The organism is Streptomyces aculeolatus, assembly GCF_020400605.1.
Classification (GTDB): Bacteria; Actinomycetota; Actinomycetes; order Streptomycetales; family Streptomycetaceae; genus Streptomyces; species Streptomyces aculeolatus.
In genome coordinates, this window is sequence record NZ_JAINRD010000007.1 from 183,281 (window position 1) to 199,147 (window position 15,867).

Genomic DNA, 15,867 nt, shown 5'->3' on the forward strand with positions numbered 1-15,867 from the left:
GCGCCCCGGCCCGGCCGTCAGCGCCCCGCGCCGACGGCCGGGCCGCGGAACGTCCGCCGGTAGGCGTTCGGCGTGGTGTCCAGCCGGCGCAGGAAGTGGTGCCGCAGCGTCGCCGCGTTGCCGAAGCCCGCGCGGGCGGCGATGGCGTCCACCGTGGCGTCGGTCTCCTCCAGCAACTGCTGTGCCAGCAGCAGCCGCTGGCCCAGCAGCCACTGGTACGGCGTCGTGCCCGTCTCCTGCTGGAAGCGGCGGGCGAACGTACGCGGCGCCAGATGCGCCCGCGCCGCGAGCTGCTCCACCGTCGCGTCCTCGTCCAGGTGCTCCTGCAGCCAGGCCAGCACCCGGCCGATGGCGTCGTCGTCGCACATGCCGCGCACCGGCCGGTCGATGTACTGCGCCTGGCCGCCGTCGCGGTGCGGCGGTACGACCATGCGGCGGGCGATGGCGTTGGCCACCTTGCTGCCCTGCTCCTCGCGGACGAGGGCGAGGCAGGCGTCGATGCCGGAGGCGGTGCCGGCGGAGGTGAGCACCGGGCCGTCGACGACGTAGAGGACGTCCGGTTCGACGAGCGCCCGCGGGTACTCGCGCTTGAGGCGGTCGGCGAACATCCAGTGCGTCGTGCAGCGGCGGCCGTCCAGCAGCCCGGCCTGGGCGAGCAGGAACCCGCCGGTGCACACGCTCAGCACCTTCGTGCCGCGCGCGACGGCCTCGCGCAGCGCGTGCAGCAGCTCGGGCGGGAAGTCGCGGTACGCGAACTCCTGGCCGGCCGGGACGGCGATCAGGTCGGCGCCGGCGAACTGCTCCAGGCCGTGCGCCACCTCGACGGGCAGGCCGGGGTGGACGGTGACGCGGCCCGGGCGGGGGGCGGCGAAGGAGAAGTCGTAGACCGGCAGGCCCTCCTCGCGGCGGTCCATGCCGAAGACCTCGCAGATGACGCCCAGCTCGAAGGCGTTGACCTCGTCGGTGAGCAGACACACCACTTTGGAGAGCATGCGGACAGTATGCCGCACGCCTGGCAGTAATTCGAAGCCCTATGGCAGAGCTGCCACTGTTTGTGTGTGCAAGGATCCGGGACCGTAGAGGACATGAACGCGATCCTCGACTACACCGTCGGCACCCTGGTCCTGATCCTCATGGCCGCGATCCTGGTCGGCCCCGCCCTCTACTTCGACCGGCGCGAGCGCAACGCCGCACGCCGGCTCAAGGCCGCCGAGCGCGGCGCGCAGGCGGCGCCCGCCCGCGAGACCTCCGCCCGGGACGCGCTCGCCGGCTACGGCCGCGCCGCCTGACCGCCGGACCCGGCCCCCGGCCCGTACGGCACGGCGCGCCCCCGCCCGCGGGGGCGCGCCGCCGGCGTCAGCCGCAGTACTCGCCCTCCTTGCCGATCAAGCACTTCGCCTAATCACAGTTCAAGGGCGGGAGCGGAGAGGCATCATGGAGGACGTGATCACCACCGAGTACGACGGGTGCGGGAAGTGCCTGGTGGGTGTGCGGCGGCTGAGCCGGAAGTCGGACGCGACCAGCAGCCCGGAGAAGCAGCTTGAGCAGGTGCTTTCGGCAGTCGAGTCGGTAGGCGGCCATGTGATCGCGTGGGCAGACGACTGGGAGGTCAGCGGCGCTACCGACCCGTTGGGGCGGGAGGGGTTAGGCCCGTGGCTGCGGGGAGAGGCGGGCCCGTACGCGGGTATCGCCGGGTCATCCGTGGACCGGGTCGGCCGCAATCAGCGGGATGTGCTGAACACCGCCTACATGATCCACGAGTCCGGACGGCTGCTGGTCACCTACGGGCACGACGGCCCGTGGAATCTGGACGATCCGGCGGACGAGATGAGGCTGTCCATGGAATCCTTCGGCGCGCAGATGGAGCTGCGGGCGATCCAGAAGCGCAACCGGGATGCAGCTCGACAGGCACGCGCGAACGGTCGGCCCAATCAACTGAACTCCTACGGCTACCGGTTCGTGCGGCTGACGCCCAAAGCCCGGATCGAGCACGTGGAAATCGATCCGCCAGCAGCGGAGATCATCCGGGAGGTTGCCGAGCGCCTTCTGACCGACACCACGGGCACGATCACGCCAGCGACCGAAGCAGCCCGGCTGACACGCGCCGGGGTGCTGTCCCCGAGCGATCATCGGGCAGTGATGTACGGACGGAAGCCCAAGGGCGGTGAGTGGAGAGCCAAGGCGCTGACTCACATCCTGACCAGTCAGGCGGCCCTGGGCTATCTAATGCACAACCGTAGGCCGGTCGTGGGCGCTGACGGGCATCCGGTGCGGATCGCGCCGCCGTTGTGGGACCACACCACCCGCGAGGCGCTGCTGGCCAAGACCGCGCCGAAGCACAGCAAGAGCCGGGCGCCCAAGGCCGCCTACCGGCTGTCTGGACTGGCGTACTGCGGGAACTGCGGGCAGCGGCTGTATCTCTCCGGCGGCGGTGCCGCGAATTGGTCTTACGGCTGCACCGCCCGGGTTCGCGGTATTCCCTCCTCGCAGGGCTGCAAGCCCGCCCCGACTATGGTCATCCCCGCGCTGGACCAACAGGTGGAGGAGTGGTTCCTAGGCCGGTACGGGGCCGGGATGGTGATGCGGCGGGAGTACGACCCGGGCACCGGCTACGCCGTGCGGATCAAGGAGTTGGAGGCCGACCGCGCCCGGCTGCGGGAGGACCGGCAGGCGGGGCTGTACGACGCGCCGGACGACGCGGAGTGGTTCCGCACCGAGTACACCCGCATGGGAGAAGAGATCAGCGAACTTCGGGAGTTGCCCGAACGCGCGGCGGGGATGCGCACGGTGCCCACCGGCCAGACCATCGCCCAGCAGTGGCAGTCGGCGCCGGATGATGCCGCCCGGAGGGAGATCCTTGCGGAGTTCGATGTGAGGGTGACCCTCTTTCCACGCGGACGGAAGCCCCGGGTGGCGATGACCGGCACGAACGTCTACGACCCAGTGACCTGACATGCACTGCGCCTAAACGCGATCGATGCCCCGGCAGACGAGATGTGTGCCGGGGCTCGTTATGCGCTCACCGCCGGGCTGCTCGTCCAGGTGCCGATGACGTCGATTGCCGGTTTGATGTACAGCACCGTCCGGCCGGTTCTGGTGGTGAACAGCACCGGTTGAAGCGACAGCTCGCACAGCGTCGTACCGGCGGCTCGGGTGCACAGTTCCGTGGTGCCACCGACGATCTCTTCCAGATCCCAGCATCCGGAGTCGAAGAGGAAGACTCCGAGGTCATGCACGCTTGCCACCCGGAACGCGACGCTGGTGTTGTCTGCCGTCTCGAAGACGATGCGGACCGAGGAGGAGACGGTGACCAGCTCCCAGTAGCCGTCAGCAGCAGGGCTCAGGCCATCCATGGGGGCCCCGACCATCCGGGACATGGCTCGTGCCACGTGCGGATAGTGCGTCGCCACCCGCCAGTGGCAGCGAGTTTCGGCGTGCTCGATGTGGTGGCCGGGGTGGAACCGTCCGATCACGGCATCAGGCATCCGACCACCGCCCACCTGCGGCCAGCTCTTCGCGGGCGATCTCGCGGTTCGTCACGAGGTCTTCCGCAATCCCGGCGGCCAGGAGCGCGCCGCCAAGCGAATGGCCGCTGCCGGCGTAGCGCCAGTGCGCCTCAGTGGCCGTGATGAGTTCGCCGGGCGCTGTTTCGCCTCCGCGCTGGTGTTCCGCTCGTTCGGCGCGTAGTGCTCCGTAGGTGGTGGAGTAGGCGCGGGATTTGGTGAGGATGTGTCCGCGGTAGCCGAGGGTGTGTGCCCAGGCGCGCAGGCGCAGGTGGGCGTATGCCGGGAGGCCGCCGAGGCGCCAGCAGGTCATCATCAGTGTGCGGGTGTGGGGGGAGACGGGGGCGGTTTGGATGTCGTGTCGGCTGGTGATGCGGTGGTCGAGGCCCGCGGCGGTTTCGGTGGCACTTTTGGTGACGTATTTGGCGACGTAGGCGGCTACGGCGTCATCGCTGAGCGCGTCGGGGGCGTCGAAGGCGCGGAGGGGCCGGGCGTCGAGTTGGGTGCCCCAGGTCAGTTCGTGTTCACCCAGGGCCGCCGAGTACGGCGCGAACAGCCAGACGGCCGCTGCCGCGCTGTGAACGGCTTCCGTCAGCAGGCCGGCGGAGGCCCGCGGCGGGGGCGCCGCGTCGGGGCCGTCCGGTCCGTCGAGGCGTAGCACGGCGTGAACGTGGACCGCTCCGCGCCGCTGGTATTCGGCGATCTTGGCGTAGGAGATGCGTACGGTGCGGCGTAGGCCGGTGCGGCTGCGGCCGGTCAGCGTGGCGAGGTGGTGGTACAGGTTGTCGGTGAACGCCTTCCACAGCCGTCCGGCGTGTGCGTGCCAGAGCACGTGTGCCGGGTAGTCGTAGCAGCCGGGGCACAGCGGCGTGCCTGCCATCGGATCGTTCGTTACGTGCACTGCCGGGCAGGCCAGGGGGCGGCCGTGTTCGCAGCGTCCGGCGTGGCGGCGGGGGCGGCAGGGCTTGGCGTCGTTGGTGGTGCGGTGGACGGGGCCGAAGCTGGGGGCGGTGAGGGTGACGAAGAGCCGGGGGTGGTCGCGTACGGCCGCCGGTACGGTCTTGCCGCCGGTGAGTCCGGCGCGGACGAGGTGGAAGGTGTCTCCGGCGTGGAGTCGGGAGCAGGGCGGGCAGACGGCTGCGCGGCGGTTGCGGCAGCGTAGAAGCAGCCGTTCGTGCGGTTCGTCGCGGGTGTCGTAGTGGTGCAGGACTTCACCGGTCGCGGGATCGTGCGTGGTGGTGGAGCCGGTCAGGTGCACCGGGTGTGCGCACCCGCCGGTTGCGGTGACTTGCTGGAGCCAGCGGGGGAAGCGGGGGTGTTGGGCCAGGCGTATGAGGTCTTGGTCTGTGGTGGGGAGTTGACGCGGGCGCGCCGCGTGCTGGAGTGCGGCGCGCCGGTCAGCCGGGGTGTTGTCCGGGGTGATGGTGGTGACCTTCCGGGGTGGGCCGCCGCAGCGGCCGGACGATTGGATGCGGGTGGGTGGGGTTGATCCATGGCTGATCGCTCCTTGGGTTGTGCGGGTGGTTGGTGGTCAGCGGATGGTTCCGACGCCCCGGCAGATCCGGCAGCGCCGCCGCCGACCGGTCCAGGTGGGCCGGGATCCTTCGCCTTTGCAGGTGGGGCAGCGCACGCGGCGCATCGCCATAGGGGGCTCCTTTCTGCCTAGAAGTGGGCGAAGCCGGTGGTGATCCAGGTCATGAACCCGTCGATGGTGTGGATCACCGGTGTCTGTCCGAGGTAGAGCCCGAACAGGCCGATGCAGGCCGCTTCCCAGGCGCGCACGTCCTTTGAGCGCACCAGCAGGGCGGTGATGATCCCGAAGAGCACGACGAGGGAGACGGCCGCGCTGGCGCTGGTCACGACTCGCCCCCTTTCACCGCGGCCAGGGCGTCGGCCACGGCGGGCAGTTCCGGGGTGAGTGCCGCGTACCGGGTCGTGGTGGCGGTGACTTCGTCGGTGGGTGTGAGGTGGGAGCGGGCGCGGCTCCATCCGCCGTCCGGGCCGGTGCATACGGCTACTCCGGCTTCCTCGGCGGTGATGGACTGGGCCACCGTCACGGCATCCTTGTTCAGGTCTCCGAGGGCCATTTCCGCGGTGCCGGGGTCGTTGACGCGGTGGCAGATCCGGCCGCCGAGTTGGGCGCGTAGTGCGGTGACTCCGGGGCCGAGGTCCGAGCCGACCCTTTGCCCCGCGACGACCAGGTGCACGCCGAGGGCGGCGCCGAGCTGCGCCAGGCGCAGGAGGTAGGTGGAGCACTGTTCTGCCTCGGCCTTGCTTTCCCGCCGGCCGTCCGAGAGGTACAGCTCTGCCAGCTCATCCACCAGGACCACGACGGGTACGGGGCGGAGCTTGTCCGGCAGGTCCCAGATGGAGCGCGCTCCTGCCTCGCGGCAGTCCGTCATGCGCTCTTGCATCTCGACCACCAGGGCCCCGAGTACGGCCACGGCTTCGCGGCGGCAGGTGGCCAGCGCGCTCAACCGCCGGGCGAACAGGCCCAGTTCCATGCCGCCTTTGCAGTCGATGCCGACCAGGGCGACGGGTTGCGGCGCCAGTTCGGTGACCAGCCGCGCCAGCAGCGTGGACTTGCCCGACCGCGTGGCCCCGGCGATCAGCCAGTGCGGCACCAGCCGCAGGTCCATCACCCACGCCCCGCCGCTTTCCAGCGCACCCACCAGTGCCGCCAGCAGCCGGGGCGGGGCAGTGACGAGCCCGGGGCGTTGAAGCGGGTCGGTGGCCGTCGCGGTCAGCAGCACAAGGCCGCGTTCGGGGGAGGTGACCCGCACCGCGTGTACCTTCCAGGCGTGCGCCAGCGCATCGGCCGCCGCCAGGTAGCCCGCCGGGGTCTGCCCCGGATGCAGCCGCACCAAGACCGTCAGCCCCATGCGGGTCGCCCGGGGGAAGGACAGGCGCGGCGGCACCGGCCGCAGGGCCTCACCCTTGACCACCAGGTCACCCAGCAGCCCGCGGTGCGGACGGGGTGAGACAGCCAGGTCGGTGAGTATGGCGACCTTGCGCCAGGTCACCAGAACCCGGGCCGCGGTGATCGGGTAGCCGGTCAGGTACCAGTGCCAGGCCGGACGGCGCCGCTTCAACAGGCCGCCGCCGGCGAACACCCAGGCCAGCACTGCCAGCGCGAGCGCGATCATTAACCAGCTCATCCGGCGCCACCGGCCTTGACCGGGGTGGCGGTCGCGGGGGTGATGGCGTCGGCGCGGAAGCTGATCCCGTGCCGGTCGCCCATCTGCCACGAGAAGGCCACCAGGCCCGTAAGGCGCAGCTCCGCGCCCTCGGTGACGCCCTTGGGCTCTCCGGGCACGGCCACTTCGATGACGGAGGCGCGCCGCCCGTCCTGACGGACCATTACACCCACGGTGTAGACGGTGTTCCCGTCGCGGTCCTTCTTGATCTCTCCTGTGTCGTAGTTGCTGAGCTTGGCTTCGGGGGCGACGGCGCACCGCAGTACGCCGAGGCGGGAGGTGTCCACGGGTATGGACTGCATTGCTTGGGTCTCCTTGACCTCTCGACAACGCCAGCACGTCACTCGTACTGACGAGTGACAAGGATGCATGGCTTGACGTCGAGCCGCAAGAACTTATGCTGACGAGTGACGTACATGTGAGGCATGCCACGCAGAGAGAGGCTGGTCATGGACGGACTCCAGCGCCCCGGAGCGCTCTACAAGCAGGTAGCCGCCGCCATCCGGGACGCCATCACCACCGGCGAGTTCGAACCCGGCACCCTGCTGCCGTCCGAAACCCAGCTCATCGAGCGCTACCACGTCTCCCGCCCGACCGTCCGCAACGCCATCGCCGCCCTACGCACAGAAGGACTCATCGAGGTCATCCACGGCAAAGGGAGCTTCGTACGCGGCCGGCCGAGCGCCAGCGCCACCGTGGACCGCACCGTCACCCGCGACGCGGACGGGGCGTACTCCACCGGACTACAGGGGTGGGAGCTTGCCGAAGCGCCCAGCATCTACCGCACCCACACCACCGCCGAGACCGCTCCACTCCTCGGACTGGACGAGGACGAAGCACTGTTCGGCATCGACCGGCTGTACGTCGACCCGGCCACGGGCACCCGCCTGGCGTACCGGATGCTGCTGCCGTTCGCCACCGCCGAGGGCACCAAACTGGCCGAGCACCCCGACGCCGAGTCGGCCAACGTCTACGCCATCCTCGAAGCGGCCGGACACAACCTGACCTGGGTCGAGTACGCCGCCGCCCGCATGCCCCTGCCCGACGAACGCACCGCCTTGCAACTCCCCGACGCCACCCCGGTCCTGCACACCACCCGCGTCACCCACGGCACCGACGACCGGCCGCTACTCCTTGAGGAACTGCGCACCAGCGGGGAACGCGCCCGCACCGCCTACCGCATCACCACCGACAGCCCGCGTCATCTAACCCCCGTACGCGACTGACGGCCGGAACGAGCCTCTACGGGCCGTGCACGCCTATAGAGTTCCGAGCCAGCCGGGCTGGCCTGCAAACGAGACGTGGCATGTTGGGTCGTTGTGCAGGTGGGTACGAGGCCGCTAGTCAGGGTGCCCCGGGGGTGTGGGTCGTTATGGGTGCGAGCAGGTGGCGAGAGAGCCGGCTTCTGCTAATCGTGGCCGGGCTGGTCCTGTTGGCCTCCGCTCCCGCCATCCTGACGGCATTCGACGTCACCAATACATGGGCACTCGGCTGCGCGGCAGGGGGCGCGGCGGTCCTGGTCGGGGTGGCCGCGGTGTGGCAGGAGCGCTACCAACGTGCCGCCCAGCAACGCGACGAGCATGCCCTGAAGGTCCAAGACGGCTGCCTGGTCCTCCCCAACGGGCGCTTACCCACGGTGGCGCAAGCAGCTGACCCTCTCCGACTCGGTGTGCACCCCGCCCCCAGCATCGCCCTCAGCCCGCCGGACCAACCTCAAGCAGCCGCGGCCGCCGCGGCGGAGCGGGTCCCGGTGTACGTGCCACGCGATATCGACGGGGAGTTACGCGAACGGCTGGCAGGCGGTGGTTTCGTATTGCTGGTGGGAGATTCCACCGCGGGCAAGTCCCGCGCGGCTTACGAGGCGATGCGCGCGACGCTGCCGGGCCACGTGCTGATTGCACCCCGGGATCGTGCGGCCATCCCGGCGGCACTGGCGCAGGCCGCCGGCACCAAGAAGTGTGTGCTGTGGCTCAACGACCTGGAACAGCACCTGGGTACCGGCGGGCTCACCCGGACTGGCGTAGCAAAGGTTCTGGGGGGCAGCGGTCACCACCGGGTCATCCTGGCCACCCTGCGCGCCGCGGAACAGGCCCGCCTCACCGACAGCACAGCCATCCAGGACGAGGCCGGCCGCGTCGCCTCTAGCGAAGCCCGCGAAGCCCTGGAACAAGCTCACACCCTGCGCCTGGAGCGGATCTTCAGCACCGCCGAACTGGCACGCGCCGAGACCTGCGAGTGGGACCCGCGGATCGCCGATGCCTTGCCCCACGCCGACACCTACGGCATCGCCGAATACCTCGCCGCCGGCCCGGACCTGCTGCGTGACTGGCTCGACGCCTTCAGCCCCAACACCGACCCCAACGCCCCTACCCACCCCCGCGCAGCAGCCTTGATCGCCGCCGCCATCGACATCCGCCGAGCCGGCCACACCGCGCCCCTTCCTCGCCGCCTGGTGCAGGTCACCCACGAGCACTACCTCACCCAGCGCGGAGGGGCCCGCCTGCGGCCGGAACCGCTACAGCACGCGTGGGACTGGGCCACCCGGCCACGCAGGGCCACCACCGCACTCCTGCAACCCGAAGACGACGACTGCGTTCACGTCTTCGACTACCTCACCGACGTCGTCCAACGCCAAAGCGCCCCCGGCGAACACGTCCCCGACGACACTATTCGCACCACTCTGTCCGAGTGTGCTGCTGACGATGCCGACCAGATCGCCGCAACCGCATACGACCAAGGTCGCTTTCACCTGGCGGAGAACGGCTGGCGCACCGCCCACCGAGCCAGGAAAGCCACCTCCGGCCCAGAACACCCCCGCACCCTGATCAGCCGCAACAACCTCGCCCTCGTGCTGCGGGCGCTGGGGCGGCTGGAGGAGGCCGAGCGCGAACACCGAGCCGTCCACGACATCTACGCCCGAGTGCTGGGCCCAGAACACCCCGACACCCTGACCAGCCGCAACGATCTTGCCCGCGTACTGCAGGATCTAGGGCGGCTGGAGGAGGCCGAGCGCGGACACCGGGCCGCCCTGGACATCCGCGCCCGAGTGCTGGGCGCAGAACACCCCGACACCCTGACCAGCCGCAACGATCTTGCCCGCGTGCTGCAGGCGCTGGGGCGCCTAGAGGAGGCCGAGCGCGGACACCGGGCCGCCCTGGACATCCGCGCCCGGATGCTGGGCGCAGAACACCCCGACACCCTGACCAGCCGCAGCAACCTCGCCCGCGTGCTGCAGGCGCTGGGGCGGCTGGAGGAGGCCGAGCGCGAACACCGGGCAGTCCACGACACCCGCGCCCGAGTGCTGGGCCCAGAACACCCCGACACCCTGATCAGCCGCAACAACCTCGCCCGCGCGCTGCAGGATCTAGGGCGGCTGGAGGAGGCCGAGCGCGAACACCGAGCCGTCCACGACATCTACGCCCGGGTGCTGGGCCCAGAACACCCACGCACCCTGATCAGCCGCAGCAACCTCGCCAGCGTGCTGCGGGCGCTGGGGCGGCTGGAGGAGGCCGAGCGCGAGAACCGGGCCGCCCTGGACATCCGCGCCCGGGTGCTGGGCCCGGAGCACCCGGACGCCCTGATCAGCCGCAACAACCTCGCCCTCGTGCTGCGGGCGCTGGGGCGGCTGGAGGAGGCCGAGCGCGAACACCGAGCCGTCCACGACATCTACGCCCGAGTGCTGGGCCCAGAACACCCCCACACCCTGACCAGCCGCAACAACCTCGCCCGCGTGCTGCAGGCGCTGGGGCGGCTGGAGGAGGCCGAGCGCGAACACCGAGCCGTCCACGACATCCGCGCCCGAGTGCTGGGCCCAGAACACCCACGCACCCTGATCAGCCGCAACAACCTCGCCAGCCTGCTGGCCGAACTTGAGCGCCCCAACGACTCCTAGGCCGCTGGTTAACGCCCGGTGCCGCACCGTAAAGAACCCGCCGTGACCGGACACGGCTGAACAGACTCGGACAGAGACAAGACAAGGACTCGGAGAGCCAAGTGTCGAAACCTGTCTCTACTTACTCAAGGGCGCGCCTTGCGGCGCGCCGGGCGGCCGGGGCGCTCCCGGCGGGCGTGCGGCCTGGCGGCCGATCCCGCCAGGCGCCCGCCGCCCTGTCGCCGAGGACGGGCCCTTGGTAGCCGTAGCCAGCTCGCACCGCCCGGTTCCAGTGGCGCCGGGCTGGCGTGGCTGGGGCGGGTGGCTTACGAGGCTTGAGACAGCCACCATGGGGCGGGGCCCTAAGATCATGGGGCCACATCGGCCCATTACGGGCAGGTCCACAACCAGCCCGATCGCCGGTGAGCTTACGGCCCCATGATCTCCCACCCCATGGCAGCTCCCGTCCCAACCCTCTCCAGCCACCCGCGCTCACAGGCGCGCACACGCCGGCCGCGTTCACAGACGGCGGATCAACTGGCCTTGCGCAGCCTCCCCGCGGAGCCCCGGGCGAGCCGGGCGATCTCCCGCACCGTTGCTACCGGGAGCACCAGCCGCACCACCCCCGCACCGTCACACCCGGTATCCGCCCGCGCCCGCACCCCGGACGTGTCCACGCCCGCGGACCCCAGCGCGCCGGCCAACTCGTCCGCCGCCGTCTGCGCCTCATGCCAGCCGCTCAGGTAATCCACCCCCGGCAACCACACCACCGCATCCAGGTCGAATGCCTCCTCCTCTTCAAACCCCGCGTCCCCAGGGTCACCCATGTGCCGGATCACTCCTTGACCGTTGTCTCTGGCCGAACTCCCCAACCGATCTGCCGAGTTGGACCAAGACACGACGAGCGCCCCGGTACCCTCGGCACCGGGGTCGCACGCGGCTCCCAGCCGGACCACCCTCTCCCGCCAAGGTTCGGGGTGGTCCGGTCATCAGCTCTCCGGCAGCGTCAAGACGCCGATCACGCTCACGTGCCGGTCGAATATCCGCTGTTACTGCACGTCGCGCTCTTGCCGTTTGAAGTCATGCGGCCACCGATGCCGGGCAAGTCATGATCATCACCTCCCCCCACGCAGAAGCCGCCTTTGGGTGGGCCCGGCCCCGCGCCTGCGAGGATTAGACAGGTCACAGGGCCGGGCCCTATCGGCGAAGGGAGGGAGCGCTTCGCCGACCATCCCCGCAACACCCACAGGGCGAGGCACCACGGGGGAGCTGTAAGGACGAGAGCGCCGGTCCCTTGCATCCACGGCACTCCGCCCTGCCTCTCAGGTAGAGCCGACACCCTTGCCACCCGACGCCGAAAAAGGGCTGATCAGTTGAGGCGGGCCGCCGGAGCCGGCACAACGACGGCCCGCCCGGCCCGCCCGATCCTGCGAAGCTTCTACGCAGGACCAGGCGGGGGTCTACCTGATCACCACGGGCACGGGGGTGGCCAGGAGTGCCGAGCATCAAGAGGAGTTCCCCTTTTGCGCCAGCCACACGGACACCACCACGCACGCCGTGATCCATAACACGACCATCAACCGTTGCCGCACGACGCATCGCCCTCATCTGACGGAGCATCACTCGTCGCCGCAGCCGGATCGACCACCACAGCCCAGACGGTCTTGCCGATCTCACGCTCTTCGACCCCCCAGGAAGCGGTGAACTCCTCAACCAGGTGCAGCCCGAAGCCCCCGTCATCACCGGGCACACGCGGCACTGGCCACACATCCGAGGCGTCATGCACCTCGATACGCACCCCACCGTCCTGACGGACGAAGCGCGTAGCGACCTCCCGCCCCGGCGCACCCGCATGCACGACCGCGTTCGTGACCAGTTCCGAGGCCACCAGGACAGCCGGTTCCGCGATCCCGGCCAGATCCCACCGGGCCAACGCCTTACGCAACTGAGCCCGCGCCAGCGCCACACACCGGGGATGCCGCCGCCACTTCCACGTCATCACCGCGTGTTCATCTCTCGCCGCTGCCGTCGTCCTCATGGCCAGCAGGATGGGCGAAGAGGTGCCGATCTCGATTCCCAGCGAGGGGGGTACCCATGATGGGTACACTCCGGGGATGGATCGGCTGCTGATTCCGTAGAGACAGATGGCAGGGAACTCGCATGTCAGACCACATGTCGCCAGCCGCTCTACCGGCGCACGTCCTCAACCGGGCCGATGTGCAGGCCGCACTGCAATGCCATGATTTCGGCAAGGTGTTCAAGCTGGCTCGGCAATGGGGCGGAATCAGCTTCGTGAAGATCGCCAATGCCTGCGACATCAAGCCCGAGCGGGTAGGGAGGTTAGCCCGGGGCGAGGGTGCGATCACCACCTACGAGAAGATCACGCGCATTGCGGATGCACTGGCCATCCCCGGTCATCTCGTCGGTTTGGCGCCACGCCCTTGGGAGCAGGCGCAACCGGATGGGGCACCGAGTGGCCAAGAGAGTCACCCGCTGCTTCTACCTGATCATTTGAGCGCGGTAGGTGTCCCTGGGCCCGGTAGGGCGGCAACAGCCGATCAAGAAGGAGACGACGTGCAGCGCAGGAGGATCCTTGCGGCCACAGGGCTCATAGGAGTCGCCAGCATGCTCCCCGAGAGCGGGGCGGGATCTCGTCTTGGGCGTCGGGACGTAGAGCATCTGCGGTTGCGTTCTTCCCGGCTTCGCCGCTTGGACGACGTTCTGGGCGGGGCGGATACACGCCACGTCTACCGCGCCGAGTTGGACGACACGGTGCGCCTGATGCGCCGCGCCAGTTACTCGGAGGCGACTGGAAGGCAGTTGCTCACCGTTGTCGCCGAACAGGCGCAGCAAGCAGGTTGGGCCGCATTCGACGCCGGAGACCAGCGGGAGGCGTCCGCCCTCTACCGGCGAGCGCACGAGGCTGCCAGAGAGGCGAAGAACACGGCCCTTGAGGGCAATGCCCTTGCCTTCCTCGCGTATCAGCAGGTCAGTAGCGCAGCGTCAGGAGTGGCCACTGCGGTCGCATCGTGCAATGCCGCGGGATCCGATGTGCCGCCCAGCGTCCGCGGTCTGCTGTACGAACGCCGGGCCTGGGCTCATGCCCGTGCCGGAGAGGCGAAAGAGACGGAACGCGCACTCGCTCAAGCAGAGGAGGCTCTGAACAGCAGCGCCAACGACCCGGGACCCGAGTGGGCATCATGGGTCGACGGACGTGAGTTGCAGATCATGAAGGGCCGCTGCTGGGCGGAGTTGCACCGCCCGCTGCGTGCCGTACCCGAACTCGAAGCCGCTCTTGCCGACTTCGACGACGCACACGCCCGCGACAAGGCTCTCTACCTCTCGTGGCTCGCACACGCCTATCTGGACGCCGGGGAGGTCGAGCAGTCTGCGAAGGTGATCGGCAGGGTGATCGATCTTTCGGCGGGAGTCGGCTCCGTTCGTCCCAGGCAGCGCGCCCGCACCTTCTTGACCCGCTTGCACCCTCACCGGTCGTTGGAGGCCGTCGCCGAGGTGCTGCGCCGGGCCGCATAAATCAGGTTGGTCCGTTGCCTGGTTCCTCTGCCACCGTCTGACGTACCCAGTCCAGACAGCGCTGCGCGCCGGCAATAATCGGGACGGCCGTGATCTCCGGGTTGTCCCACGGGTGGTGCTCTAGCAGGTGCGTTTCAAGCGCCATGTAGCGGTCCGCCGTGGTCTTGAAGATCACCTGCCATTCCTCGCCCTCACCGAACTCCCCCAGATGCCAGAACAGCGAGACCACCGGGCCGACCACTTGCACACCTGCCGCCAACCGCGCTTGCGTCGCGCTCCGGCCGAGCGCCACGGCCGCTTCCCTGGTCTCAGTCGCCGTGTAGACCTGTACGAAGTCACTCATGCTCCGAGGCTATCGATGACGGGAACCCGTGACAGCTAACGCCAGCACACTGCTCCCGTCATCGATCAACCCCTAGTAGACTGTGTTTAGCAAGTTTTCCCGATCGAGCGGTACATGCAGTCGGCGTTCTCCAGCAGTTGCAGCACCGCGTCCCGGTTGCGGCTGGTCTCCCGCTCGATGACCTCGTCGGGCGGGTAGAACCCGCCGCCGCCCGCCGAGCCGGGGTACATCTCGAACGTGTAGCTGAACACCTTCTGGTCGGCCCAGAGCCAGTCGTTGATCGACCCGTCCGTGATGTACAGGTCGCTGGACTGCTGCGGCGTGTAGCCGTTGCTCGCGGCCATCTTCTCCCCGACCGCGGCGAACGCGTCGTGGTCGTCCTGCGTCAGCCCCGGCGCGGTGTCGTCGTACGTGTACCCGTACGGCCACAGCACCAGCTCGCTGTACGTGTGGAAGTCGATCCCCGCGGTGATCTGCTGCTCGCCGCCCACGACCCGGCTGCGCGCGAAGTCGGCGACGACCTTGACCTCCGGGGCCGACTCGCCGGCGCTGCCGCGGTAGGTGTCGCTCGACGGGCTGCCGGAGGAGCCGCCGCAGCAGCCCCACTGGTAGTCCCAGTTGCGGTTGAGGTCCGTGCCGACCGCGCTGGAGCCGGAGTTCGGCTGGCGGTTCTTGCGCCAGCTGCGGTACGCGCCGGTGGCGATGTCGTACTCGCCGCCGTCCGGGTTCAGGTCCGGCACGATCCAGATCTCCCGGCCGTCGACGACGTCGGTGATCCGCTGGTCGGTGCCGTAGCCGTCGGCGAACTCGCCCATCAGGTACAGCGCCATCTCGACGGTCAGGTGCTCCCGGGCGTGCTGGTGGTGGGTGAAGAGGACCTCGGGCTCGTCCTCGTCGGCGCTCACGTTGTCGCTGATCTTGACCGCGACGATGTCGCGGCCCTCGTGCGAGGTGCCGATGACCTGCTTGCTGACGAGGTCCGGCTGCTCGCCGATGATCCGGTCGATCTCCGCGGTCATCTCCGCGTAGTTGTGGTAACCGGAGTCGGCCGGCGGGAAGTCGAGCGTCGTGGGGGGCTCGCCCGCGAGCCGGGCCGGCGGGGCAGGAAGCTGCTCCAGCCGGTAGCCGAGGGCGCGCAGCTGCCGGGCCTGGGCGCCGTCGGCGGAGACGACCACGGAGTGGTCGCGGGCCTCGTCGACGGACACGCCGGTGGCGGCGAGGCGGGTACGGGCCTCGCGGCCGGTCTGGCCCGCGATCTCGTACTGGCGGATCTGCTCGTCCGGTTGGGCCTGCGCGGCGCTCGTCGCGCCCGTCCGCGCCGGCCCGTCGGAGGGCTCCGCGCCGGCGGCGCTGAGCGCGCCGGCTGCGGTGAGGGAGAGCACCGCGGTCAGGGTCACCGACCGAATGCGTAGTCGCATG

15 protein-coding genes are annotated in these 15,867 nt (G+C 69.7%); 5 read left to right on the top strand and 10 right to left on the bottom strand.

Features of this window, described 5'->3' with window-relative positions; translation table 11 throughout:
• Positions 1 to 17: 17 nt before the first annotated feature.
• Positions 18 to 992 carry a GlxA family transcriptional regulator gene (locus LG396_RS15230; RefSeq protein ID WP_225795168.1) on the bottom strand — a complete coding sequence of 325 codons (975 nt, stop codon included), beginning with the start codon at positions 990 to 992 and terminating at the stop codon, positions 18 to 20.
• Between the two features lie 93 nt (positions 993 to 1,085).
• On the opposite strand from LG396_RS15230, the gene LG396_RS15235 reads away from it, so the two are divergent.
• Positions 1,086 to 1,289, top strand: a complete 204-nt coding sequence (locus tag LG396_RS15235) for a hypothetical protein (protein WP_225795169.1) — start codon at positions 1,086 to 1,088, stop codon at positions 1,287 to 1,289.
• Between the two features lie 145 nt (positions 1,290 to 1,434).
• Positions 1,435 to 2,952, top strand: coding sequence for a recombinase family protein (locus tag LG396_RS15240; RefSeq protein WP_225795170.1), 1,518 nt, complete (start codon positions 1,435 to 1,437; stop codon positions 2,950 to 2,952).
• 59 nt (positions 2,953 to 3,011) lie between these two features.
• Here the strand turns inward: LG396_RS15240 and LG396_RS15245 are convergent, their stop codons facing one another.
• The 5 genes from LG396_RS15245 to LG396_RS15265 all read right to left on the bottom strand — a co-directional run bounded on the left by LG396_RS15245 (position 3,012) and on the right by LG396_RS15265 (position 7,002).
• A complete protein-coding gene (locus LG396_RS15245) occupies positions 3,012 to 3,485 on the bottom strand; it encodes a hypothetical protein (protein ID WP_225795171.1) in 474 nt (157 codons plus the stop codon).
• Positions 3,478 to 4,926, bottom strand: coding sequence for a replication initiator (locus tag LG396_RS15250; RefSeq protein WP_372483513.1), 1,449 nt, complete (start codon positions 4,924 to 4,926; stop codon positions 3,478 to 3,480). Before LG396_RS15250 ends, LG396_RS15245 begins: the two co-directional genes overlap by 8 nt.
• Before the next feature lie 239 nt (positions 4,927 to 5,165).
• Entirely contained in the window at positions 5,166 to 5,363 is a 198-nt protein-coding gene (locus LG396_RS15255) for a hypothetical protein (protein ID WP_225795172.1), read from the bottom strand.
• The gene (locus tag LG396_RS15260; protein ID WP_225795173.1) at positions 5,360 to 6,661 is read right to left on the bottom strand and encodes an FtsK/SpoIIIE domain-containing protein; all 1,302 of its coding nucleotides are present in this window, start codon (positions 6,659 to 6,661) and stop codon (positions 5,360 to 5,362) included. The genes LG396_RS15255 and LG396_RS15260 overlap by 4 nt, the downstream gene beginning before the upstream one ends.
• Positions 6,658 to 7,002 (bottom strand): SCO3933 family regulatory protein, encoded by a 345-nt coding sequence (locus LG396_RS15265; protein WP_225795174.1) that lies wholly within the window; start codon positions 7,000 to 7,002, stop codon positions 6,658 to 6,660. The genes LG396_RS15260 and LG396_RS15265 overlap by 4 nt, the downstream gene beginning before the upstream one ends.
• Before the next feature lie 147 nt (positions 7,003 to 7,149).
• On the opposite strand from LG396_RS15265, the gene LG396_RS15270 reads away from it, so the two are divergent.
• Positions 7,150 to 7,926, top strand: a complete 777-nt coding sequence (locus LG396_RS15270; protein ID WP_225795250.1) for a GntR family transcriptional regulator — start codon at positions 7,150 to 7,152, stop codon at positions 7,924 to 7,926.
• A 593-nt stretch (positions 7,927 to 8,519) separates the two neighbouring features.
• A complete protein-coding gene (locus LG396_RS15275; RefSeq protein ID WP_225795175.1) occupies positions 8,520 to 10,592 on the top strand; it encodes a tetratricopeptide repeat protein in 2,073 nt (690 codons plus the stop codon).
• 512 nt (positions 10,593 to 11,104) lie between these two features.
• Here the strand turns inward: LG396_RS15275 and LG396_RS15280 are convergent.
• Positions 11,105 to 11,398 (bottom strand): hypothetical protein, encoded by a 294-nt coding sequence (locus LG396_RS15280; RefSeq protein ID WP_225795176.1) that lies wholly within the window; start codon positions 11,396 to 11,398, stop codon positions 11,105 to 11,107.
• A 749-nt stretch (positions 11,399 to 12,147) separates the two neighbouring features.
• The gene (locus LG396_RS15285; protein ID WP_225795177.1) at positions 12,148 to 12,609 is read right to left on the bottom strand and encodes an ATP-binding protein; all 462 of its coding nucleotides are present in this window, start codon (positions 12,607 to 12,609) and stop codon (positions 12,148 to 12,150) included.
• Positions 12,610 to 12,731: 122 nt separating this feature from the next.
• Here LG396_RS15285 and LG396_RS15290 point away from each other — a divergent pair, with 122 nt between their 5' ends.
• Complete coding sequence (locus LG396_RS15290; protein WP_225795178.1) at positions 12,732 to 14,105, top strand: NsdA family TPR-like regulatory protein; 1,374 nt, start codon at positions 12,732 to 12,734, stop codon at positions 14,103 to 14,105.
• Position 14,106: 1 nt separating this feature from the next.
• Here the strand turns inward: LG396_RS15290 and cutA are convergent, their stop codons facing one another.
• Positions 14,107 to 14,448, bottom strand: a complete 342-nt coding sequence (gene cutA, locus LG396_RS15295) for a divalent-cation tolerance protein CutA (RefSeq protein ID WP_225795179.1) — start codon at positions 14,446 to 14,448, stop codon at positions 14,107 to 14,109.
• Between the two features lie 86 nt (positions 14,449 to 14,534).
• Entirely contained in the window at positions 14,535 to 15,866 is a 1,332-nt protein-coding gene (locus LG396_RS15300) for a M14 family metallopeptidase (protein WP_225795180.1), read from the bottom strand.
• Position 15,867 lies beyond the last annotated feature (1 nt).

Bases quoted from the DNA above. Each gene is read 5' to 3' on its own strand.
- LG396_RS15265 (WP_225795174.1), bottom strand. From the start codon at position 7,002: ATGCAGTCCATACCCGTGGACACCTCCCGCCTCGGCGTACTGCGGTGC.
- LG396_RS15290 (WP_225795178.1), top strand. From the start codon at position 12,732: ATGTCAGACCACATGTCGCCAGCCGCTCTACCGGCGCACGTCCTCAAC.
- LG396_RS15285 (WP_225795177.1), bottom strand. From the start codon at position 12,609: ATGAGGACGACGGCAGCGGCGAGAGATGAACACGCGGTGATGACGTGG.
- LG396_RS15245 (WP_225795171.1), bottom strand. From the start codon at position 3,485: ATGCCTGATGCCGTGATCGGACGGTTCCACCCCGGCCACCACATCGAG.
- LG396_RS15240 (WP_225795170.1), top strand. From the start codon at position 1,435: ATGGAGGACGTGATCACCACCGAGTACGACGGGTGCGGGAAGTGCCTG.
- LG396_RS15280 (WP_225795176.1), bottom strand. From the start codon at position 11,398: ATGGGTGACCCTGGGGACGCGGGGTTTGAAGAGGAGGAGGCATTCGAC.
- LG396_RS15230 (WP_225795168.1), bottom strand. From the start codon at position 992: ATGCTCTCCAAAGTGGTGTGTCTGCTCACCGACGAGGTCAACGCCTTC.
- LG396_RS15300 (WP_225795180.1), bottom strand. From the start codon at position 15,866: ATGCGACTACGCATTCGGTCGGTGACCCTGACCGCGGTGCTCTCCCTC.
- LG396_RS15260 (WP_225795173.1), bottom strand. From the start codon at position 6,661: ATGAGCTGGTTAATGATCGCGCTCGCGCTGGCAGTGCTGGCCTGGGTG.
- LG396_RS15235 (WP_225795169.1), top strand. From the start codon at position 1,086: ATGAACGCGATCCTCGACTACACCGTCGGCACCCTGGTCCTGATCCTC.
- cutA (WP_225795179.1), bottom strand. From the start codon at position 14,448: ATGAGTGACTTCGTACAGGTCTACACGGCGACTGAGACCAGGGAAGCG.
- LG396_RS15270 (WP_225795250.1), top strand. From the start codon at position 7,150: ATGGACGGACTCCAGCGCCCCGGAGCGCTCTACAAGCAGGTAGCCGCC.